This is a genomic window from Faecalitalea cylindroides, from assembly GCF_028321995.1.
In the GTDB taxonomy this organism is placed as follows: Bacteria; Bacillota_I; Bacilli_A; order Erysipelotrichales; family Erysipelotrichaceae; genus Faecalitalea; species Faecalitalea cylindroides.
In genome coordinates, this window is record NZ_JAQLXG010000012.1 from 18799 (window position 1) to 37053 (window position 18255).

General features: G+C 36.4%; 18 protein-coding genes. 2 read left to right on the forward strand and 16 right to left on the reverse strand.

Features of this window, described 5'->3' with window-relative positions:
- Window positions 1–150: 150 nt before the first annotated feature.
- Window positions 151–1047, forward strand: coding sequence for a glycyl-radical enzyme activating protein (locus PND65_RS07205; RefSeq protein ID WP_271991159.1), 897 nt, complete (start codon window positions 151–153; stop codon window positions 1045–1047).
- On the opposite strand, the gene PND65_RS07210 is transcribed toward PND65_RS07205, so the two are convergent.
- Both PND65_RS07210 and PND65_RS07215 read right to left on the reverse strand, forming a co-directional pair.
- Complete coding sequence (locus PND65_RS07210; protein WP_271991161.1) at window positions 1044–1790, reverse strand: DeoR/GlpR family DNA-binding transcription regulator; 747 nt, start codon at window positions 1788–1790, stop codon at window positions 1044–1046. The genes PND65_RS07205 and PND65_RS07210 overlap by 4 nt on opposite strands.
- A gap of 61 nt (window positions 1791–1851) precedes the next feature.
- A complete protein-coding gene (locus PND65_RS07215; protein ID WP_015535966.1) occupies window positions 1852–2292 on the reverse strand; it encodes a MerR family transcriptional regulator in 441 nt (146 codons plus the stop codon).
- A gap of 87 nt (window positions 2293–2379) precedes the next feature.
- On the opposite strand from PND65_RS07215, the gene PND65_RS07220 reads away from it, so the two are divergent.
- A complete protein-coding gene (locus PND65_RS07220) occupies window positions 2380–3369 on the forward strand; it encodes an alpha/beta hydrolase (protein ID WP_271991163.1) in 990 nt (329 codons plus the stop codon).
- A gap of 21 nt (window positions 3370–3390) precedes the next feature.
- Here the strand turns inward: PND65_RS07220 and PND65_RS07225 are convergent, their stop codons facing one another.
- From PND65_RS07225 to fmt, 14 genes are all read right to left on the reverse strand, one after another.
- Window positions 3391–4401 (reverse strand): LacI family DNA-binding transcriptional regulator, encoded by a 1011-nt coding sequence (locus tag PND65_RS07225; protein WP_022355214.1) that lies wholly within the window; start codon window positions 4399–4401, stop codon window positions 3391–3393.
- A gap of 5 nt (window positions 4402–4406) precedes the next feature.
- Complete coding sequence (locus PND65_RS07230) at window positions 4407–4985, reverse strand: hypothetical protein (protein ID WP_035403154.1); 579 nt, start codon at window positions 4983–4985, stop codon at window positions 4407–4409.
- A gap of 1 nt (window position 4986) precedes the next feature.
- Window positions 4987–5358, reverse strand: a complete 372-nt coding sequence (locus PND65_RS07235) for a hypothetical protein (protein WP_035403157.1) — start codon at window positions 5356–5358, stop codon at window positions 4987–4989.
- A gap of 96 nt (window positions 5359–5454) precedes the next feature.
- Window positions 5455–7305 (reverse strand): YgiQ family radical SAM protein, encoded by a 1851-nt coding sequence (locus PND65_RS07240; protein WP_022355217.1) that lies wholly within the window; start codon window positions 7303–7305, stop codon window positions 5455–5457.
- A 45-nt stretch (window positions 7306–7350) separates the two neighbouring features.
- The gene (murC, locus tag PND65_RS07245; protein ID WP_195191216.1) at window positions 7351–8658 is read right to left on the reverse strand and encodes a UDP-N-acetylmuramate--L-alanine ligase; all 1308 of its coding nucleotides are present in this window, start codon (window positions 8656–8658) and stop codon (window positions 7351–7353) included.
- A gap of 12 nt (window positions 8659–8670) precedes the next feature.
- Entirely contained in the window at window positions 8671–9330 is a 660-nt protein-coding gene (locus PND65_RS07250) for a hypothetical protein (protein WP_022355219.1), read from the reverse strand.
- 3 nt (window positions 9331–9333) lie between these two features.
- Window positions 9334–9663: a thioredoxin family protein gene (locus PND65_RS07255; protein ID WP_015535963.1), complete on the reverse strand. Its 330-nt coding sequence runs from the start codon at window positions 9661–9663 to the stop codon at window positions 9334–9336.
- A gap of 4 nt (window positions 9664–9667) precedes the next feature.
- The gene (trmB, locus tag PND65_RS07260; protein ID WP_195294336.1) at window positions 9668–10312 is read right to left on the reverse strand and encodes a tRNA (guanosine(46)-N7)-methyltransferase TrmB; all 645 of its coding nucleotides are present in this window, start codon (window positions 10310–10312) and stop codon (window positions 9668–9670) included.
- Between the two features lies 1 nt (window position 10313).
- A complete protein-coding gene (gene pepV, locus PND65_RS07265) occupies window positions 10314–11702 on the reverse strand; it encodes a dipeptidase PepV (RefSeq protein WP_035401176.1) in 1389 nt (462 codons plus the stop codon).
- Between the two features lie 112 nt (window positions 11703–11814).
- A complete protein-coding gene (pnp, locus tag PND65_RS07270; RefSeq protein WP_022355222.1) occupies window positions 11815–13956 on the reverse strand; it encodes a polyribonucleotide nucleotidyltransferase in 2142 nt (713 codons plus the stop codon).
- A gap of 113 nt (window positions 13957–14069) precedes the next feature.
- Window positions 14070–14336 (reverse strand): 30S ribosomal protein S15, encoded by a 267-nt coding sequence (gene rpsO, locus PND65_RS07275; protein WP_015535960.1) that lies wholly within the window; start codon window positions 14334–14336, stop codon window positions 14070–14072.
- A gap of 89 nt (window positions 14337–14425) precedes the next feature.
- Window positions 14426–15499 carry a radical SAM family heme chaperone HemW gene (gene hemW, locus PND65_RS07280; protein WP_271994375.1) on the reverse strand — a complete coding sequence of 358 codons (1074 nt, stop codon included), beginning with the start codon at window positions 15497–15499 and terminating at the stop codon, window positions 14426–14428.
- Window positions 15499–17301, reverse strand: a complete 1803-nt coding sequence (gene lepA / locus PND65_RS07285) for a translation elongation factor 4 (protein ID WP_022355224.1) — start codon at window positions 17299–17301, stop codon at window positions 15499–15501. The genes hemW and lepA overlap by 1 nt, the downstream gene beginning before the upstream one ends.
- Before the next feature lie 9 nt (window positions 17302–17310).
- Complete coding sequence (gene fmt, locus PND65_RS07290; RefSeq protein WP_022355225.1) at window positions 17311–18243, reverse strand: methionyl-tRNA formyltransferase; 933 nt, start codon at window positions 18241–18243, stop codon at window positions 17311–17313.
- Window positions 18244–18255: the final 12 nt, after the last annotated feature.

The window sequence follows — 18255 nt, forward strand, 5'->3', positions numbered from 1 at the left end:
AAATATTAATTTCGTCCTTTATCTATATCATATATTTTTCTGAACACATGTCAACATAATTTCATTACGAATTATATTCAGTTTCATTTGAAAGTTATAATTGTTTGTAAATGATTTCTATGTTAGTATTTATACACAAGGAGAACCACAATGACAAAAGCTCTAATTTTTAATATGCAAAAATTTTCGATTCATGATGGACCCGGCATCCGTACAACAATCTTCTTTAAAGGCTGTCCTTTAAAATGCTTATGGTGTTCTAATCCTGAATCACAGGATACTTCGATCCAAATTTTATATGATCAAAAAAAATGTGTTCACTGTATGACCTGTTTACATACATGTCCAAATAAAGCCATTCAATTTCTACAAGATCAATTTTACATTGATACTAAGGCTTGTTCTCATTGTTTAACATGCGTACACAACTGTATCAACCAAGCCTTAAGTTATGAAGGAGAATATAAAACCATTGAAGAAATCGTAGATTTTTGTCTTCAAGATGTAGAATTTTATGAAGAGTCCAATGGTGGAGTGACTCTTTCAGGAGGCGAAGCCTTGTGTCAGCCACAAGCCGTCCATGAATTATGCAGCGAATTAAAGAAACATAAAATTCATATTGCTGTAGAAACCACTGGCTATATTGAATCACAAATCTTTCAAGAGAGCGCTGCTTTATTTGATCTGCTCTTATTTGATGTAAAACACTATGATTCAAATATCCACCAAAAAATGACAGGTGTTTCAAATGATAAGATCCTTAAGAATCTAAGTTGGGCATTAAACAATAATATTGAAGTTCTTGTACGTATTCCTGTAATTCCTGGATTTAATGCAGAAATCAAAGATGCGAAAGGCTTTGTATCCCTTTTTCAAAAAATGGGCATAAAAAAAGTCCAACTGCTTCCATTTCATCAGTTTGGACAAAATAAATATAGCTTATTAAATAGAGAATATGCCTATAAAGATACTAAGGCACTCTATCCAGAAGACCTTCAAGAATATCAAAATATCTTCACACAAGAAGACATTGATTGTTTCTTTTAAACTTTGATGACTTCTACTTGATTTTCTTTTAAATAATTTTCTGAATCACGATTGATCTCTTTGTCAGTATATACCATACTGACTTTTTTTGTATCCATCAAACTAACGACACCAACTTGATGAAATTTAGAAGAATCTGTAACAACGATTACTTTTTTGGCTTGTTTAGCTAGATCACGAACGGTTTCTGCACGCATATAATCGTTTCCGGTAAAGCCTGTATCGACAGAGAATCCATCCGCTCCAATAAATAGTTTATCCACATAAAAATTCTGGGCACAATTTCGTGTGATAGGTCCCACCATGACCTGAGATTCTTTTTGATATTCTCCCCCAAGAAGGATCACATGAATATTCTTATATCGTCTAACATATTCTGCGATAAATGCAGAATTGGTGATTAGAGTTACTTCCTGTTTGGTCTTGGCAATTTCTAAAGCCAAAAGAGAACAACAAGAGCCTGATTCAATCATCAGCGTTTCACCATCATGAATCGTTTCTGCCGCTTTTCTGGCAATTTTTTGTTTGATTTCATAATGATAAGCCAAACGAGTATTGATATCATCACTATCATTTAATACGGCATACCCATGTTCTCGAATGATGATCCCGCTTTTTTCCAAAGCATCCAGATCTTTACGAATCGTAACCTGGGAAACATCCAGCATTAAAGCCAAAGAAGAAACTTCGATCTTTTTTGATTTTGATAATAAATCCAGTATTGTCGTTTGCCGTTTATTCATTCTCTCACCTTTTAAAAAGGTATCATACACATCTTTCATTTGCAACTAAAGATTGTTTCATTTATTCATGAGCATTCTGATAACACTTACGAATTTCTTCTGGCATTCTATCTTCAAAACCTTTTTTTAATTTAGCCTCTGTTTGATCTTTGCAGGCAGTTTCATAGTACCAGCATTTGAACTCGACCATATCCAATGTTTTTTGTAATTCATTCATCTTCTTTAAGATATTTTCTCTTTGGGCATAAAACATCTCTTTTCTTCTCTCTAGTGTACTGTCCCCTTGAGCACACCAGTCCATAAATTCACGAATCTCTTTGATCTGCATTCCTGATTTTTTTAAACATTCAATCACTCGCAAAGCCTCAAGGCTTTGTTCATCAAAGCGACGAATTCCAGATGGTTCTTTATTTAGTTCTTGAAATAAACCTTCTTTATCATAATAACGTAATGTAGAAATTGATAAATCAAACATTTTTGATACTTGTCCAATAGTATACATGATCATTCCTCCAATTTTTCAAAAAAAAACTCTTGACCTAAAGTTAGCTTTAGGTTGTACATTTAGTATATCAAGGAGGAATTAAAAATGGAAGAAAAACTAAATCTAACAAGTGAATGGGATAAAACATTCCCAAAAAGTCAAAATGTTGATCATCGTAAAATAACTTTTCATACACGTTATGGTCTTACTTTAGCAGCAGATATGTATACCCCAAAGACATACGAAGGAAAACTTGCTGCGATTGCGATCAGCGGTCCATTTGGGGCCGTAAAAGAACAAGCTTCTGGATTATATGCCCAAACTTTGGCAGAAAGAGGATTTTTAACAATTGCCTTTGATCCATCTTATACAGGAGAAAGTTCAGGCTTCCCTCGTAATGTGGCTTCACCAGATATCAACACAGAAGATTTTTTAGCTGCAGTCGATTTCTTATCCGTCCAGGAAAATGTCGATCCTGAAAAAATCGGTATTCTAGGTATCTGCGGATTTGGAGGCATGGCATTAAATGCAGCTGCACTGGATACACGAATCAAGGCAACCATTACTTCAACAATGTATGATATGACCAGAGTAAATGCCAATGGTTATTTTGATGAAGAAGACAATGAAGAAAGTCGTTATGAAAAAAGAAAGGCAATGTCCTTACAAAGAACATTGGATTTCAAAAACAATGATTATGCACATGCCGGTGCATTGCCTGATGAAGCACCTGAACAAGCTCCACAATATTTGATTGACTATATTGATTATTATCGAACGAAACGCGGATATCATCCTCGCTCACAAGGAAATGGAAAGGGATGGAATGTTACAGGATGTCAATCCTTCATGAATATGCCAATCCTTCAATACTCTAATGAAATCCGCAGTGCCGTATTGATGATTCATGGTGAGAAAGCTCATTCGGTATATTTTACTAAAGATGCATACGCCAATATGATCAAAGACAATAAATATACAGAAAATAAAGAATTATTCATTATTCCTGGAGCTGTTCATACCGATCTTTATGATCAAACGGATATCATTCCTTTTGATACGATCACAGATTTCTATCAAACATATCTAAAGTAAAAAGTGTGGAAACCCCACACTTTATTTTGTCGTACCTTTTGACATTAAAACATAAGACATTTCAATATCTTTATTGTCTTTTACGGAATCATCATCTACAAGCATCTTAGTCAATAGACGCATTGCCACAGCTCCTAGATCATATTCAGGAATGTTGTAAGATGTAACGTTTGGACGTGTCATTGTCAAATACTTGTTATTTAAGACACAAACCAATTCGCAATCTTCCGGCAATGAATAACCTGCTTCCTGACAAGCATTTAATACCGCGATGGCCTGAGAATCACGGAATGTGATAACAAGCTTGCTAGGGCGATTGTTCTTATAATAATCAGACAAGAAATTAAATGAACTCTTATAGTTATTATCATCATAAGAAATGTATTTATTAAATACTTTTCCTTTTTCTGCATACGCTCTATCAATACCCGCTTTTAACTGTTCCATCATTGATAAATTTAATTTATCTTCTACAAGGGAAATATCATCGATACCTCTTTCAAAATACTTATTGACTAGATCATAAGCCATTTTTTCAAAGTTGATATATACATTTCCTACATTCCCAATCTTTGTTTCAGTAATCTTACTGCCAACAACAACCATAGGAATTTGGTACTCATTTAAGACTTCCATCTCTTCTAAAGAGAAGTTGTCATTAAATAAGATAACTCCATCCACTCTTGATTTAATGATGGATTCAATAACATCCTGCATTTTAGAAATGCCCTTTGATGTTGTATGGAACATGATGTTGTAATTGTAGATCTTGGCAACATCCATCAATCCATTTAAGATCTTGCCATTATAGGCAAACATCTTTTCACTCATAACGATCGATACCGTTGTCGTTTTCGATAATGCCAAACCTTGTGCAATCGCATTCGGTTTATATCCTAGTTTTTCAATGGCTTCCTGAACACGAATACGTGTATCTTCGCGTACGACATTGCTGTCATTGATAACGCGGCTTACTGTAGCTAAAGAAACATCTGCTTCTTTGGCAACATCATAAATCGTAATTCTTTTCATTCTAACTATGCTTCCTCCTCAGTGTCATTTTTTACTGCAGGAGGCTCACTTCGATTCGCTTCTTTATCAAAAAACTTTTTGATTCCTCCAAAAACAGCTTCTGTTACCTTTCCCGTAACTTCTTCAGCCGTATCGACGGCATTTCTTAAACTTTCACTTTCGCGTAAAACATCTAATTTTTCATCCGCCTGATCCACGACTTTTTTGATTTGCTCATTGCGCATCAAAATATCAGCTCCAGCTTTTAAACCATCCGCAAGCATACCACCAGCTCCAACTAAAAAATCTTTACCGGCAGTAAGTGTTGTCTTGAACTGTTCAGACTGGCTTAATTCAACAGCTTTGTCTTTTGTCGTTTTTAAAATATCTACGGCATCATCTTTTGCCTTGTTTACGGCTTCTTTTACTTTTTCTGGATCGCTGTTTTCTTTGATCCAAGTTTTTAAATCTGCGAAAATATCTTCAATTTTCTTTTTTGCATCATCAACAACTTTTTGATTCTCTTCATTATTCTCTTCTCGAAGAGTTTCTAATTCATTTAATGATTCGTTTTCAAGTTGTTCAACTACATTGTTTTCTTCCATGTTATGAAACCTCCTCATCTTTTTGGATTTGTTCTTCACTTGGAGTATCTGAGGCAGTATTTTTCTTGGAATTTAGCCATGTTTTTAAATTGTCTGCATTTTCAGTTACAACGTTAATGGCAGATGTAACTGCTTTTTTTGTCGCATGGTGGATCTCATCCGCTGTTTTAGATAATTCTTCAACAGTAGCCAGAGGGCCATCCAGCTTATTGATTTCTCTTTCAGCAGCATTTAATGTCTTTGAAAGATCTTTTAGGGTCACTAAAATACCTTTTAAAACAAAAATCAAATAAACTAATACGACAACACCTAAAATAGGTAATAAATAGGTTGCCAAACGTGCTAATGCACTCATTACTGCATCTATACTCACAAAATCACCTTCTTTAGAGATTATAACATGAATGCAAAACTTAAACTACCTTTATTGAAAGTTTTTTCAAAATTATGTAATCGCTTTAATATATTGCTATTTTCTTAATTTAACTCGCTTATGATTCGAATAGCGCTTATACTGGTTATTCTGTTTCTTTTCACGAATCAGACATTTTGGTCCATTTCCAATTAGATCCTCACGATGTGCCATGACTAAGGCTTCATGAACCAGATCATAATTGCGTGGATTTTTATATTGCATCAGTGCTCGCTGCATCGCTTTTTCATGTGCACTCTTTGGTACATAAACTGGTGTATTATCACGAGGATCGATTCCTGTATAATACATGGCTGTTGATAGAGTGCCTGGAGTTGGATAAAAATCCTGCACCTGTTGAGGCTGGTGATGAATATCACGTAAATACTCTGCCAATTCAATAGCTGCATTTAGATCACTTCCCGGATGGGAGGACATCAAATAAGGAACTAGATATTGATCTTTGTGATATTCTTCATTTAAGCGATAATACTTCTTCACAAATTTTTCATACAATTCTTTATGAGGCTTTCCCATCTTATCGAGGACCTGATTGCTGATGTGTTCTGGAGCAACTTTTAATTGTCCACTGATATGATGTTGTACCAACTCTCTAAAGAATGTATCATCTTTATCATACATCAAATAATCATAACGAATTCCACTGCGTACAAAGACTTTTTTAACATTTGGAAGTTCTCGCAATTTCTTCAATAATTCTAAATAATCTTTATGATCCACTTCTAGATTGTTACAAGGTGTTGGCCAGAGACATTGTCTAGTTTGACACACACCATGTTCCATCTGTTTCTTACAAGCCGGTGCTCTAAAGTTTGCCGTAGGACCTCCGACATCATGAATATACCCTTTAAAATCTGGATCCCAGATCATCTTTTTAGCTTCATTGATAATAGATTTATGAGAACGCGTTTGAATGATTCTTCCCTGATGGAATGTTAAAGCACAAAAGTTGCAGGCTCCATAACAACCACGATTGGAAATCAATGAAAACTTCACTTCATCAATGGCAGGAACATGCCCAATCTCTTTATAAGATGGATGATATTGACGTGTATATGGCAAGGCATAGGTTCGATCAAATTCTGCTTGTGTTAAAGGTCGATTTGGCCTATTTTGCACCACATACCAACCTTTATATGGTTCAACCAAAGTCTTGGCTGTAAAATGATCCGTATTTCGATACTGGATCAAAAAACTTTCCGCATATTTTTTCTTGGATGAAGCCACTTCTTCAAAGCTTGGCATAATAATCGGATCTGTTGCCAAAGCTAAATTTTTGGTTTTGAATACCGTTCCATCCAAATATGTTAAATCATGGATATCAATTCCACTGTCTAAGGCATCGGCAACTTCAACAATGGAATTTTCACCCATTCCATATAAAACGAGATCGGCATTAGCATCTATAATGATGGATTTTCTAACTTTATTATCCCAATAGTCATAATGAGACAAACGGCGAAGGCTGGCCTCAATACCACCTAAGATAATGTTTGTATCCGGATACGCCTGGCGAACCATTTGTGAATAAACGATCACGGCACGATCCGGTCTTTTTCCCATGACACCACCAGGGGTATAGTTATCTGTCTTCCTTCGTTTTTTGGCTACGGTATAATGATTCACCATAGAATCAATATTTCCACTGGAAATCAAAAAGCCTAAACGAGGTTTTCCAAAACGCATGAAATCTGTCTTATCTCGCCAGTTTGGCTGAGATAAAAAACATACCTTATAGCCATGAGATTCTAAAACACGGCAAATAATGGCAGCGCCAAATGATGGATGATCTACATAAGCATCCCCACAAACATATACAAAATCACAAGTATCCCAGCCACGTTCAAGCATTTCTTCTCTTGTGACAGGTAAAAAACGATCATCCATAATAGTTTCTCCTTTCAGACAAAAAGGGTACTGATAAAAATACCCTTATAAAATCTCTTTTAACATATCTTTTAATAGATAAATATCTTTGCTGGACATGAATACATAAACAGCGGGTGCCATCTCTTTTAAGGCTTCAGCACTCTTTTGATCAATATCCAATAAGATTGAATTAGGACAGCGATCCAACAAATCTTGAATCGTTACCGTAATCGTATCATCTTCTCGTTTCGCATTCTTTGGAAAATCACACAAGCATACTTGATCTGCCGTATTTAAACTTTCGGCAAATTCATCTAGAAAATACTGCAGGCGGGAATAGCGGTCCGGTTTATATAAAGCCACCACTTTCTTTCCTGGATATTTTTTTCTTGCGGCATCGATCATATAACGAATAGCCGTTGGATGATGAGCATAATCATCGATACATACGCTATCTTTGACTTCTTCAACCACGAATCGACGTGCAATTCCCTGATATTCTTTTAATCCTTCTACTATATCAGAAGCTTCCATGCCGATTTCATGACATAAGGCAAAACACCCTAAGGCATCCTGCAAGAAAGGAATTCCAACTTCCGGCAGTTCTACATGAATGCTCTTATCATTATCATATACACAATCAAAGTGCATACCATAGCTGCCCATTTCCACATTGATTGCACGATAATCATTTCCTTCATTTAGACCATAGGTTACACAAGGAACCTTATAATCCAGATCCTTTAAATATGGGTCATCTCCAAAGATAACCGCTTTCTTCTTGATCTGATGTATAAATGACTGGAAAGCATCCAAATAATCATCCATGTCTTTATAATAATCAACATGATCCAATTCAATATTTGTAATGATCGCATAATCTGGCGAATATGCTAAGAAATGACGCTGAAATTCACAAGATTCCAACACAAAGTTATCGGCATTCTTTGGCATATAACCATGTCCATCACCAATTAAGAATCCTGTCTTTCCAAAATGAGAAAGCACTTGACCTAAGATCCCTGTAGTGGTGCTTTTACCATGCGTACCAGCTACACAAATCGAATTATATCGTTTTAAAAGAATTCCCAGATATTCATTGTAATAATATGTCTTAACCGTTGGATTATCCATAGCTGCAGCGACTTCAGGATTACTGCGATCAAAAGATAAACCGATAATAACGGTATCATGATCATGAATATTAGCTGGATCAAAAGGATAAATAGGAATTCCACGAGAACGCAATCCATCTTCTGTAAAGATATATTTTTCAATATCACTACCGGCCACTTCTTTTTTTTCATCATGCAGGATGCATGCTAAAGCGGCCATTCCGGTTCCTTTGATCCCAATAAAATGATATGCCATCCTATTCACCTTCTAATCTTTTAGATCAAACAGATCTTCTTGTTTAGTCTTCTGCTTTTTTGGCTTTTCTAACATATCTGATAGACTTAATGTTGATTCCGGTTCATTTTTTTCTTCGTTTTTTTTAAACACAGGTTTTACAGTTGGAATGGATTCCACTGGCTGTGGTTCAGGAATATCTTTCCCATACATTGGAGAGATGATTTCCACAAAGCTTGTATCATCCTGTGGCTTTTGAAGTTTGATCGCATCATGAACCTTTTCAAACTGTTTATTTTCTTCCTGAATATCTCCAAAGATTGGGGAAATAATTGGTTTATAATCCAAATCTTCGCTGGTACGAAGTTTCATCATCTTACGACGATCATATTTGTATGGTTTATTAGTAGAACGAGGCTCTACACGAGATACTTCTTCTACATCAAGACCAGTAAAGATACTTGTTTTTGGTTCTTTTTTAGGTTGTACTTTTGGTCTTGTGAACGTTTCAATTTCTGGTTCAGGATACGCTGAAATTGGTTCAACATATGTTTCTTTTGGCATAGGTTGAGACTGTGGTTCTGGTTGAGAAACCGTCTGAGGTTCAATCCTTTTTTCTTGTTCTTCTTCGATTTCATCCTCTTCCACTTCGACATCTTCATTTAAAATAGCTTTCATTAAATCTTTTAACATGAATTATTCCCCCTTTGCGATCGTATCGTTAAGATAAGCTTCGATCTCTGGACGTGTTTTTCTTAAACTGGATACAAAGCGAGAAATCTCTTTTCCATTTAGATAACTTACAAAGCTAGGAATTCCCATGATTTCTAATTCCTGCGCTATATCCATACAAGCATCTCGATCGACTTCATAGAAAGTTAGCTGATCAAAAGCTTTTTCTACTTCTGGCATGAATGGTTTGATAAACATGCAATCTCCACACCATTTTGTCGTAAACAAGAATACTTGAATTCCATCATTCTTCAACGCTTTTTCAAAATCTTCTCTTGAGTTTACTGTCTGCATAAAATCACTCCTTATTGTTTCTTGTCCAAACACAACGATAAATAGGCTGTCCCAACGAAACAAATTTTTCTTCATATTCCGTCATGACATCTTCATCATGTGTTTCTCTTCGATAATCCACACTGATTTCGATCATGCGATATCCTGCATTTTGAAATTCGATCAAAGAATATTCAAAAAGCGAAGAATTATCTGTCTTCATTTGGATCTGTCCTTCATCACTTAAAATCTGAGCATACTGATCTAAAAACTGAGAGCTGGAAAGTCTTCTTTTCGCATAGCGCTTTTTAGGCCATGGATCTGAGAAATTCAGGTGAATGACATCCACTTCTCCTGCAGCAAACCATTCAGAAATATTGGCAGCATCTTTTTGGATCAGCACCAAATTTTCCTGCTGGTTGGCATCATCGAATTTTTTAGCCGCAATCCCAGCTGCACTCTCATTTTTTTCGACCGCGATAAAAGCTTCCTGAGGATACAGCTTAGCCATGTTCAAAGAATAATTTCCTTTCCCGCAGCCAATCTCAACATGGATTTTTTTCTGATCAAAACGCTCTTTCCATGTTCCTTTTAATGCACTAGGATCCTCAATCAGGCAGTTAGCATCATTTAGATAATCCACTGCCCATTTCACTTTTCGCATTCGCATACTATTTACACAATGTCACGATCGCATCGGCGTAAATGGCAATCGCTTGAATCAAATCATCAAGTTTCATACCTTCATCACGCTGGTGACATCCTCCAACAAATTGATCCGTTTCTACAACTGCATTTGGCAATTCAGGACCAAAAGATACAAAGTTTTCAAATTTACGAGCATACGTTCCTCCGCCCATAGTCACAGCGCAAGAGAACGTATCTCCAGTATATTTGCGATATACATCCATCAATCCTTTAACCAATTTTGATTCAGGATCCACAAACAATGGTTTTGAATCGCTTTCCATGATAGCCGTAATGTTTGATTTTAATTTTGCACAAGTTTCATTAAAACCAGCCATGATCTTTTCTGCATTTGTATCGTTTGGATAACGAATATCGATCAACAACTCAGTCTTACCATCTTCAATCGTTACGATACCTGTACTCATTGTCAAGAAAGACATATACATTCCATCAATATCGATTCCTAATGGTTTTCCCTGCCAGTCGTGAAGCATAAAATATAAATCTTTCGCAAGCTGATCATCATACGCTGAACCAACAAAGTTCAATAGATGCAAGGCTGCATTGACTCCATTCCATGTCATAGCTGCATGCGCAAAGACGCCGTCAATATGCAATTTGATCAAACCATCTTCTTCAGTGATATTTCCTTGAATCTGATTCGACTTGCAGTAAAAATCAAATAATTCTCTTTGTGCATCGCTGATCGTCTTAACATAGCAATCGGCTTTTCCAATAACGATATTAGGGCGAGTTCCAGCATTCATCTTTACGATTGCTGTATGATCTTCACTCTTCAATACAACATGAAGACCGCCTTTTTCCCCATAAACAACAGGGAAATCTGAATCTGGTACAAATCCCATCTTTGGAATTTCTGCATGTTTTACATAATAATCCATACATTCCATGCCAGACTCTTCATCACATCCAGTAATTAACATGACTCTTTTCTTTAAAGGAATATTTAATTCTTTAACCAACTTTAAGGCATAGTATGCAGCTAGAGTTGGCCCTTTATCATCCATGACACCACGACCGAAAACATAGCCGTCATTTACCGTTACTTTCAATGGATCTTTTGTCCAATCATCTCCTAAAGGAACGATATCTAAGTGACCTAAAATTCCAAGTGTATCTTCTCCTTCACCATATTCGATAACACCTGCATAGCCATCGATATCTTTTGTCACAAATCCATCTTTTTTTGCCATATCCAACATCGCATCAAGAACTTTACGGCAATTCTGCCCAAATGGAGCATTTTTAGTTGCCGTTGAAAGATCGCGTGTTGATTCAATAGAAACTAATGTATTTAAATCATTCAAGTAGGCTTCTTGACATGATTTTGCGTGTTCTTTAAAATTCATTGAAAATCACTCCTTTGCAGATATTCTATCATACTTTTTTGCTAAATAACTGTTTAATTCTGAAATTCCATGAAAAAAGAGGATATCTTTACGATACCCTCATGATTAACGTTTATTCTTCTGTAGGTGTTTCTGCCTTTTTAGGTTTTGGCAATAACGCTTTGGCACTTACATTGATACGACCTTTATTGTCAATTTCCATGACTTTGACATCAATGATATCACCGATCTTCAAAACATCTTCCACTTTGTCAACACGGTTATGAGAAATCTTAGAAATGTGCAGCAAGCCATCTGTTGAACCAAATAGATTTACGAATGCACCAAATTTTTCGATACGAACAACTTTAGCAGCATATACTTCTCCAACATGTGCTTCTTTAACGATACCTTCGATCATTTCTTTAGCCTTGTTGATGACTTCATAATCGTGATGATAGATTACAACTTTACCATCATCATCAATATCGATCTTAACATTGTCACATTCAGCAATAATCTGGTTGATCATTTTTCCACCTGGACCGATAACATCTTTGATCTTGTCTGGATCAATGTTCATCATGGCAATCTTAGGTGCATATGGACTTAATTCTTTTCTTGGTTCACTGATACATGCAAGCATGTTATCCAAAATTTCCAAACGCGCTTTATGAGCCTGTGTTAAAGCTTCTTCAAAAATTGCCTTTGTGATACCAGTTACTTTGATATCCATCTGTAAAGCAGTGATACCATTTTTCGTTCCGGCAACCTTAAAGTCCATATCTCCAAAATGATCTTCCATACCCTGGATATCCGTTAAAACTGTATAGTCTTTTGTTTCTTCATTCATGATCAGACCCATTGCGATACCTGCTACAGGGGCTTTGATTGGAACACCGGCAGCCATCAATGACATAGTTCCTGCACAAATACTAGCCTGAGAGCTTGATCCATTACTTTCCATAACATCCGCTACTGTACGAATTGTATATGGGAATTCATCTACGCTTGGCAATACTTGTGCCAAGGCTCTTTCACCTAAAGCTCCGTGTCCAATTTCGCGACGTCCTGGTGTTCCCATTCTTCCTGTTTCTCCAACTGAATATGGAGGGAAGTTATAGTGATGCATAAAACGTTTTGCGTCTACTTCTGTTAAGTCATCAATGATCTGGTTTTCATTCAATGCACCTAATGTTGTCGTAGACAATACCTGTGTTTCACCACGAGTAAACATAGCAGAACCGTGAACTCTAGGCAATAGATCCACCTGAGAATTCAAAGGACGGATCTCGTCGATCTTACGTCCATCTGGACGAACTTTATCTTCAATGATCAAGCGACGAACTTCGTCTGCTTCAATTGAACGACAAATTTCACGAGCCTGTTTTACGGCATTGTTTTTATCTTTTTCTGTTTCGTATTCTTTAGCTTCGATCATTGCAGCTGCTTCATCTGTCAATTCATCGATCTTACCATAACGTTCAAGTTTTTCTTTGATTGAAACAGCTTCACGAATCTTCGCTTCATAGTTTTCGCGTACTTCTTTATCAATATTTTCATCAACTGTATATAGTTGAATTTCACGTTTTTCTTTACCACATGCTGCGATAACTTCCTTTTCAAATTCGCAAAGTTTCTTGATTTGTTCATGACCAAACATCAAAGCTGCAAGCATATCTTCTTCGCTTACTTCTTTTGCACCAGCTTCAACCATGTTTAATGCATCGTATGTACCAGCAACTGTTAAATCAATATCACTTTGTTCTGCCTGAGCTACCGTAGGGTTGGCAATAAACTCACCGTTTACACGACCTACCTTTACACCGGCAATTGGTCCATTAAATGGAATGTCTGAAATACAAAGTGCTAAACTTGCGCCTAACATAGCAGCCATTTCTGCACTGGCATCCTGATCAACGCTCAACACAGTATTTACGACCTGTACTTCATTTCTGAATCCTTCCGCAAACAAAGGACGAATAGGACGGTCGATCATACGAGCTGTTAAAGTTGCATGTTCGCTTGGTCTTCCTTCACGACGTAAGAAACCACCTGGAATCTTACCAACGGAATATAGTTTTTCTTCAAAACTTACTGTTAGTGGGAAAAAGTCAATTCCCTCTTTAGCGGTATTGCTGGCACAAGCAGTTGATAAAGTAACTGTATCTCCATAACGGATAATGACAGCTCCATCGGCCTGTTTAGCAATTTCGCCTGTCTCAACTGTGATCCCCCGACCACAGAAATCTAAATGAAACTCTTGTTTCGCCATTTTTTTCACCTCTTAATATTAGCCTTTGAAATAATATCATACTCCCAAAGGAAAAGATAGAAAATAAATTTTATTTTGTATCAAAACAATAAAAAAAGTAATCCAAAATCGGATTACTTTCTTAGACCTAATTTTTCGATCAATGCTTTATAGCGTTCAAGATCAGTTCTCTTCAAATATGCAAGCATATTTTTACGACGACCAACCATCTTCATCAAACCTCTTTGAGAATGATAGTCATGTTTGTGTTCTTTGAAGTGCTCAGTCAAACGGTTGATCTGTTCAGTCAATACCGCGATCTGTACTTCAGGAGAACCTGTGTCACCTTCATGAATTGCATATTCTTTCATGATAGCCTGTTTTTCTGCTTTTAATAACATTTTTCTTTTCCTCCTATTTCTAATGTCCTTTTTGCCCGAGGGTAAGGTTGGAGATTCCAAACTCTCAGCACAAAAGCGTATATATTTTATCAATCAATCAATAAAAAATCAACTAGAATCGTATTCAATATTTCCATAGCTTCTCTACTAGGATACAGGATACCATTCTCCAGTTTTAACACGTCATGGTATTTCTCCAGGATGCTTTGATACCTCTTTATAAAGTCTTGATCATAACGCTGATTCCATTTTTGTATATCTAATCCAAAAGTTGTTCTTAATGCCATCATGATGGCATTAAACGCCTTATCCTTTTGCGTCTCTTCATATATATAAGGATTAGCTCCTGATTCAATATATGTTTTTAAAGAACGAGTGTTATCATAACGCACATTGTTCTCTTTTCCACTGGCACCGCATCCAAGTCCTATAAAATCTTCATCCTGCCAATAAGCCAGATTGTGCTTTGAATGATATCCAGGCTTACAAAAACTACTGATTTCATAATGAAGATAGCCAGCTTTTTCCATCGTCTTACAAATTAATTCATACATATCTGCTTCGATATCTTCATCTACCGGTTTTAGATTCTGCCTGCCAAAGATTGAATTTTCTTCAATCTGCAAAGAATAGATCGATAAATGTTTTATATCCAGATCCAGGAAAATTTCCAAATCTTTTTTAACATCCTTTAAACTTTGTTCTGGTAAAGCATACATTAGATCAATTGATATATTATCAATACCATTTTCCTTTAATAACTGGATAACTTGAAATATATCTTCTTTTCGATGTTTTCGATTGATAACTTGTAATAAACGATCATTAAATGTCTGTACGCCCAGACTAATACGATTGACTCCTAATTTTTTATAAAGTTGAATTTTCTCTAAGTCCAGCGATTCAGGATTGCATTCAACCGTAAATTCTTTACTTACATTAAATAATGAAGCAATTTTTTTAAACTGTTCACAAGTTAGTGAACTTGGGGTTCCGCCTCCAAAATATAGAGTATCCACTTCATGAATATTTTTTTGTTTGATTTCTTCAATGATCTGTACCATCCATTTTCTTTTTGTATCTTCATTTGTGATGATACGACAAAAATCACAATATGCACAAATCGAATCACAGAAAGGAACGTGTAAATAGACAGCTTTCATTAATCTTCATCCATAGAAAGAACAGCCATAAATGCTTCCTGAGGAATTTCAACACTTCCTACCATCTTCATACGCTTCTTTCCTTCTTTTTGTTTTTCCAATAATTTTTTCTTACGAGAAATATCTCCACCATAACATTTTGCCAATACGTTTTTGCGCAATGCTTTGATGTTTGTTCGGGCAATGACTTTTCCTCCAATCGCTGCCTGAACAGGAATTTCAAACTGCTGCTTAGGAATAAGATCTTTCAATTTGATCGTCATGGCATTGCCTCGATTATAGGCAAAATCTTTATACACGATCGTAGATAAGGCATCGACGATCTGTCCATTTAATAAGATATCCATCTTCACAAGCTTGCTTGTACGATATCCGCTGAATTCATAATCAAAACTTGCATAGCCTTTGGTAGAAGATTTCATCTTATCAAAGAAGTCAAATATAATTTCAGATAACGGCAACTGATAAGTCATCATCATTCGAACATCATCTAAAACCTGCAAGTCAACATACTCTCCACGTTTTTTCTGACAAAGATCCATCATTGGACCTACATAATCTTTTGGAACCATGATTTCAGCTTTTACAAACGGTTCTTCAATATGGTCTATATTCTGCGCCGGTGGCAAGGCTGCCGGGTTATCAATTTCAACCATTGTCCCATCAGTTTTATATACGTGATAAATAACACTTGGACTTGTCGCGATTAAATTCAAGTTATATTCTCTTTCCAATCTCTCTTCAACCACATCCATATGTAACAAGCCTAAAAATCCACAACGGAAACCAAACCCTAAAGCCTGTGAGGTTTCCGGTTCAAACTGCAAAGCTGCATCATTTAATTTTAATTTCTGCAAAGCTTCTTTTAAATCATCATATCGTGCATTGTCTACCGGATATAAACCACAGTACACCATTGGATGCATCTCGCGATATCCAGCTAAAGGTTCTTCACAAGGATTGGTTGCACTAGTTATCGTATCACCGACACGAACATCTTCAATGCTCTTAATTGCAGCTGAGATCCATCCTACATCGCCTGTCTTTAGCTCATCACAAATCACTTCTTTTGGTGTTCTTACACCCACTTCAATCACTTCGTATTCAGCACCGGTTGCCATAAAACGAATTTTATCCTTAGGTTTGATCGAACCATTTTTAACACTGATAAAGGCAATAATTCCTCGATAAGAATCATAAAGAGAATCGAAAACAAGCGCCTGCAATGGAGCCTCATTATCTCCACTTGGACATGGCAGTTTTGCCACGATTTCTTCCAATACTTTATCAACATTCAATCCTGATTTAGCACTGATTTCTACAGCTTCAGAGCAATCCAAACCAATCAGATCTTCTATTTCTTTTTTAACGACATCCGGTTGTGCACTTGGAAGATCGATCTTATTTAAAACTGGTAAAATTTCCAGATCATTATCTAAAGCTAAATATACATTGGCCAAAGTCTGTGCCTGTACACCTTGAGCCGCATCGACCACTAAAACAGCCCCGTCACAAGCCGCTAAAGATCTAGATACCTCATAAGAGAAATCCACATGACCGGGTGTATCGATCAAATGAAAGATATAATCCTGTCCATCTTTGGCATGATATACCAGCTGAACGGCATTTAATTTGATCGTGATTCCTCTTTCTCTTTCAAGATCCATGCTGTCAAGAATCTGATCTTTCATTTCCCTTTTTTCAACTGTATCTGTTAATTCAAGAATACGATCGGCAAGTGTCGACTTTCCATGATCGATATGTGCAATAATTGAAAAATTTCGTATATTCTTCTGATCCATATAAAACCTCTATTCTATAATTTGACCAACCATGTTTCTTCCTTGACCATTGAAGAAGTCTTTAGCCTGCATGACTGGTTTTCCTTCCATTTGTAATTTTGAAACCAATAAAACGCCTTCGTGCAAAGAAATCACAAAATGATTATCTCGCAACCCTAAAATTTCCAGTGGCTGTTTTACAGGTTCTTTTTGATATGTAGCTTCCAAAAGTTTCAGTTTCTTATTTTTGATCAACCCGTAGGCACCTGGAGTAAAAGACAAAGCGCGAATTTGGTTCAGGATTTCAATATCATCTTTTGAAAAATCAATCTTTTCTTCCTGTTTAGTAATAACAGGTGCAAATACAACTTTATCTTCATCCTGTTCTACATAATGTGCCTGGTCTGAGCAAATCAATTCAAAGTTGTCTAAGATTAGCTTACTGGCGGCAAGGCCCATCTTTTCAAACACACTGGTAGAATTATCCTGAGATTCAATCTTCACTTTTTCAATGGCCAAAACAGGTCCAGCATCCATTCGTTTTGCCATCTTCATCAAAGACATACCTGACTCTTTATCTCCATTCCAGATAGCTCGCTGGATTGGGGCTCCTCCACGATATTTTGGTAAGATAGAGCCATGAAGATTGACACACCCAAAACGTGGTGCATTCAATAGATCCTCTGGAATAATTTGTCCATATGCACAAGTTACGATCAAATCTGGTTTAAGATCCAAGATCCTTTGATGATCTTCCTTGATACGAACAGGTTGGAAACATTCTATTTCATGATCAACTGCCACCTGTTTTACAGGGGAGTATACTATTTTTTGTTTTCGTCCTACTTTTTTGTCGGGTTGACTGACAACAAGATCGATCTTGATGCCTGCTTCTAACATAGAGCTTAATACAGTTGCCGCAATTTGGGGCGTTCCCATAAAGACACATCGAATATCTAACATAACTCATCCCTC

What these genes read in the sequence shown, in the direction of transcription:
- PND65_RS07205 (WP_271991159.1), top strand. Translation starts at nt 151, where the DNA reads ATGACAAAAGCTCTAATTTTTAATATGCAAAAATTTTCGATTCATGAT.
- PND65_RS07210 (WP_271991161.1), bottom strand. Translation starts at nt 1,790, where the DNA reads ATGAATAAACGGCAAACGACAATACTGGATTTATTATCAAAATCAAAA.
- PND65_RS07215 (WP_015535966.1), bottom strand. Translation starts at nt 2,292, where the DNA reads ATGTATACTATTGGACAAGTATCAAAAATGTTTGATTTATCAATTTCT.
- PND65_RS07220 (WP_271991163.1), top strand. Translation starts at nt 2,380, where the DNA reads ATGGAAGAAAAACTAAATCTAACAAGTGAATGGGATAAAACATTCCCA.
- PND65_RS07225 (WP_022355214.1), bottom strand. Translation starts at nt 4,401, where the DNA reads ATGAAAAGAATTACGATTTATGATGTTGCCAAAGAAGCAGATGTTTCT.
- PND65_RS07230 (WP_035403154.1), bottom strand. Translation starts at nt 4,985, where the DNA reads ATGGAAGAAAACAATGTAGTTGAACAACTTGAAAACGAATCATTAAAT.
- PND65_RS07240 (WP_022355217.1), bottom strand. Translation starts at nt 7,305, where the DNA reads ATGGATGATCGTTTTTTACCTGTCACAAGAGAAGAAATGCTTGAACGT.
- murC (WP_195191216.1), bottom strand. Translation starts at nt 8,658, where the DNA reads ATGGCATATCATTTTATTGGGATCAAAGGAACCGGAATGGCCGCTTTA.
- PND65_RS07250 (WP_022355219.1), bottom strand. Translation starts at nt 9,330, where the DNA reads ATGTTAAAAGATTTAATGAAAGCTATTTTAAATGAAGATGTCGAAGTG.
- PND65_RS07255 (WP_015535963.1), bottom strand. Translation starts at nt 9,663, where the DNA reads ATGCAGACAGTAAACTCAAGAGAAGATTTTGAAAAAGCGTTGAAGAAT.
- trmB (WP_195294336.1), bottom strand. Translation starts at nt 10,312, where the DNA reads ATGCGAATGCGAAAAGTGAAATGGGCAGTGGATTATCTAAATGATGCT.
- pepV (WP_035401176.1), bottom strand. Translation starts at nt 11,702, where the DNA reads ATGAATTTTAAAGAACACGCAAAATCATGTCAAGAAGCCTACTTGAAT.
- pnp (WP_022355222.1), bottom strand. Translation starts at nt 13,956, where the DNA reads ATGGCGAAACAAGAGTTTCATTTAGATTTCTGTGGTCGGGGGATCACA.
- rpsO (WP_015535960.1), bottom strand. Translation starts at nt 14,336, where the DNA reads ATGTTATTAAAAGCAGAAAAACAGGCTATCATGAAAGAATATGCAATT.
- hemW (WP_271994375.1), bottom strand. Translation starts at nt 15,499, where the DNA reads ATGAAAGCTGTCTATTTACACGTTCCTTTCTGTGATTCGATTTGTGCA.
- lepA (WP_022355224.1), bottom strand. Translation starts at nt 17,301, where the DNA reads ATGGATCAGAAGAATATACGAAATTTTTCAATTATTGCACATATCGAT.
- fmt (WP_022355225.1), bottom strand. Translation starts at nt 18,243, where the DNA reads ATGTTAGATATTCGATGTGTCTTTATGGGAACGCCCCAAATTGCGGCA.